The sequence below is a fragment of the Deltaproteobacteria bacterium genome (genome assembly GCA_013151915.1).
Taxonomy (GTDB): Bacteria; BMS3Abin14; BMS3Abin14; order BMS3Abin14; family BMS3Abin14; genus BMS3ABIN14.
Map to the genome: position 1 here is coordinate 1 of JAADHJ010000026.1, position 3,809 is coordinate 3,809.

Genomic DNA, 3,809 nt, shown 5'->3' on the forward strand with positions numbered 1-3,809 from the left:
CGGTTCGTGGATGGAAAAAACCTATCCTGTGAACCTTTCCCTCCAATACGCCGGCCATAAGATTGATCCTGCTGTGGCCGAAGAGCCTTTCGCCGGGTTTCAGCCCGGCCTTAAAGAGTTCGGAGGTTTCGGGCTCAACCTCCTCCCACGCCGGGTCATCCTCCATCTGCCGGAGAGATGTACCCAAAGCCACACCGCACAGGGACCTGGTGACCACACCGCCGGGTTGCCCCGTAATCTCAGCCTTGACTCCATCCAGCAGAACCTTTTCCCTTGTTGCAAAGAGCCGCTGAGTGAAGTCGGACCGAATTGCCTTCCTGTTCAACCAGAATGACGTCGCCCATAGAGCCAGACCCGCCCCGATGAGGGTTTTTCCCGCTGCGGGCCTGACAAAAACCAGAATAGACCCCACGATGAGACAGGCAACGGCGCCGGCCGAAAGGTAGGTTGAGGCGGCTCTTTTCGTTCCCATCCCTAAACGACCTTACCCCTGTAGCCGCCTATCCCCACCTTCACGGAGAGGGAGCCAAGCTGCTGGTTAACATCGCTGCTCCCGCATTGGGGACAGAACACCTCCGTCTCCTGCATCTCCGACAGTGACATGATCCTCTCGAAAACATGCTCGCAATGACCGCACAAGAACTCGTATACCGGCATTTCCTACCTCCTTTTGATCTGATGTTTCCCGTGCACCGCTATTCCTCCAGACCCCGACAGGCAATTCATAATGGTTCTCCACCCTGAAGGCAAGGGGGTTTTTTCCGGGGTTGGCAACCACCATTGCACATGATAGTGTGCACAAAATACGATTATAGCCGGATATCCACCGGCCTTTTGCGGCATCAGTGTGGATTGATCCAGGGGACCGATTAACTGCGCGCCCCCTTTTATAATACGATGAACGTCTCTTTCAAATACAGATCCACTGTAGCCGAAGGTAAAGGCAAAGATCTTGCACAATACCGGGGTTGGGTCCCATAAAATTTTCCTGATCTTAAACGAGGCAATCTGAAATATGGAAAAAACGGAAGACGACATTCTTCATACCATCCTGGTTGTGGATGACGAGCAACCCGTCTGCGAATCCCTGGAGATGATCCTGGAGGATCACTACTATGTCCTCGTGGCCAAAACGGGTGAGCAGGCCATGAGGATTCTGAAAAAACAGGCTGTGGACCTCGTCATCCTTGATGTTTCCATGCCCGGAATGGGCGGGATGGAGACTCTGCACAGGATCATGGAGTTAAGCAAATCCAGGCCGGAAGTCGTAATGTTGTCTGCTACAGACAGCGCCCGCCTTGGAGTTCAGGCCGTCAAAGAAGGCGCCTTCGATTATATCACCAAGCCGTTCGACTCCAACGACCTCCTAGAGGTGATCAGGAAGGCCATGGCAAAAAGAGCCCTTGAACAGGAGGTTCACTACCTCAGGTCCGAGATGGAAAAGCTTGGAGGTTTCGGGAATATCATCGGAAAATCCCCCCAGATGCGGGAGGTGTTCCGGCTCGTGGAGAAGGTTTCGCAAACCGGCTCAAACGTCCTGATAGCCGGTGCAAGCGGTACGGGCAAGGAACTCGTGGCCCGGGCCATCCACTCCCGCGGGGCTCGAAGGGGAGAGCCTTTCATCCCGGTTAACTGCGCGGCCATTCCCCAGGAACTGCTGGAAAGCGAATTCTTCGGTCACGAAAAGGGGTCTTTCACCGGGGCTCACGAGAGAAATATCGGCAAATTCGAGCTCGCAAACAAGGGAATCCTCTTTCTGGACGAGATTTCAACCCTTCGTATGGAGCTCCAGGCCAAGCTCCTGAGGGTTCTGCAGGAAAGGGAATTCAACCGGGTCGGCGGCCCCAAACTCATCCGCGTCGACGTCCAGATCATCGCGGCCACGAACATGGATCTCAAAAACATGGTGGCCCACGGGGCTTTCAGGGAAGACCTGTTCTACCGCCTGAACGTTCTCCCCATTACCCTCCCTCCCCTTAAGGACCGCCCCGGTGATATTCCCCTCCTTGTCAACCACTTCCTGAAGGATATCAGCTACAGGGTGAACAGGAAGATCCCCAAAGTGACACCGGAGGCATTGAAATTGTTGGAGGCATATTCGTGGCCCGGCAACGCCAGGGAGTTGGAAAATGTACTCGAGCGCATGGTGGCCCTCTCCTCGGGCGACGGGCCCATAGGCATTGAGGATCTTCCCGTTGAGATCGCAACCACCGAATTTTCCTCCAATGCCCAGGCCGGTTTTTCAGACAGCCTGCTTGAAGCACGCGACCGGTACGAAAAGATGTATGTTTTGTCCGCCCTCAGAAAAACAGGATGGAACCAATCCGAGGCGGCCAGGATCCTTCGCATTCACCGCAACACCCTCCTCAAGAAGATGGCGGCCTTCCAGCTGTCGTCCCAGAAGGAACAACAATGACGGCTCCTTTGTGCACATGATCATGTGCATACCGGTTAACTTCCCGTAATTAAAAAAAAATTCGTTATCCGAGACTGCCATCATCCCATGGCTGCACACGACAATGTGCAGCCATGGGATGGCCGCCTTCAGGGTCCGGCTGTTTTTATCCTTATATTTCAGGATGTTGGATCATTTCACACCACTTGGCAGACCCCTTGCTATATTGGGTGGCAAGTTCACTTTATTCCAACTAACCTTATTCCCGGAGGTAAACGCAATGAAGAAGTTAATCCTTTCGATCTCAATGGCGGCGGTTTCGGTTCTTGCTTTGGCGACAGTGGTTCTGGCAGGCAGTGGGGGCGGAGGCCTGTAGGAATTTTTAACGGGCAGCGGGGGTGTAAAAAGCAGGGAAGGTGACTCCACACTTTCCCTGCTTTTTCATGTCCTGGCTTCGGAAAACCCGGCCGAAAGATCGGCCGACCGTGCATTGAGTTGACAGATGGACACTAGTCGTGAGAGATAGTTCCTGGGGGTTACCTGCGACTGGAGGTTCTCATGACAGGCAGAACGCTCGTTCAATCCGTTTCGTTGGCCCTTTTTTTCACCCTTTCCTTTGTCTTTTTCCCCCTCGGCTCCCCGGCGGCCTCCCCGGCGCACCCCCCGGCCGAGGGGGTCTTCCGCTTTCCCCTCTTCTACGTCCCGGCCGGCCTCGATCCCGTCCGGGACGGTTCCATCTCGACGACCCACGTGGCCCAGCAGATCTTCGACGGGCTGGTGGCATTCGACCGCAAGCTGAGGATCATCCCGGGGCTGGCCGAGAGCTGGACCGTGAGCAAGAACGGAAGGGAGTACCTCTTTTCCCTGCGGAAGGGGGTCCGGTTCCACGACGGCAGCTCCTTTGAGGCCCGGGACGTGGCTGCCTCCCTCACCAGGATTTTCCGTCCGGGAAACTCGCTTCAATTCACGAGGTTCCTGGATAATATCGTCGGCGCGGATGAGTTCCGCAGCGGCAAACAGGACCACGTGGCCGGCATCCGCGTTATCTCCGACTACCGCATCGCGATCACCCTCAAAAAACCCTATGCCCCTTTCCTCGCGGCCCTGGCCATGCCGCTGACCAAGATCGTCCCCAGCGAACTGGCGGGGGATGCGGGGGATGCCGACGACTCCCTTTCCAGACACCCCGTTGGGACGGGGCCCTTCCGATTCGTCTCCTGGGAGGAGAACACCATTACCCTGAAGGCCAATGACGGCTACTTTCTCGGCACGCCGTCCCTCCGCGAGGTCCGGTTCATCTTCTATCCCGGAGGGGATCGGAACAGGGCCTTTGCTGATTTTCTCAAGGGCAACCTCGAGGGCTGTCCCCTCACCGCCGCCGCGGACCCCTCCAAACTAAGGAAACAGGGTTATC

General features: G+C 55.9%; 4 protein-coding genes. 2 read left to right on the plus strand and 2 right to left on the minus strand.

Features of this window, described 5'->3' with window-relative positions; genetic code table 11:
- The coding region (locus tag GXP52_05650; protein ID NOY86766.1) for a hypothetical protein at nt 1–472 on the minus strand (472 nt) is incomplete at its 3' end.
- Nucleotides 473–474: 2 nt separating this feature from the next.
- Nucleotides 475–657, minus strand: a complete 183-nt coding sequence (locus GXP52_05655) for a zinc ribbon domain-containing protein (protein NOY86767.1) — start codon at nt 655–657, stop codon at nt 475–477.
- A 379-nt stretch (nt 658–1,036) separates the two neighbouring features.
- On the opposite strand from GXP52_05655, the gene GXP52_05660 reads away from it, so the two are divergent.
- Both GXP52_05660 and GXP52_05665 read left to right on the plus strand, forming a co-directional pair.
- Nucleotides 1,037–2,416, plus strand: coding sequence for a sigma-54-dependent Fis family transcriptional regulator (locus GXP52_05660; protein NOY86768.1), 1,380 nt, complete (start codon nt 1,037–1,039; stop codon nt 2,414–2,416).
- A 537-nt stretch (nt 2,417–2,953) separates the two neighbouring features.
- A partial coding sequence (locus tag GXP52_05665; GenBank protein NOY86769.1) for an ABC transporter substrate-binding protein occupies nt 2,954–3,809 on the plus strand: 856 nt, incomplete at its 3' end.

Bases quoted from the DNA above. Each gene is read 5' to 3' on its own strand.
- GXP52_05655 (NOY86767.1), bottom strand. From the start codon at position 657: ATGCCGGTATACGAGTTCTTGTGCGGTCATTGCGAGCATGTTTTCGAG.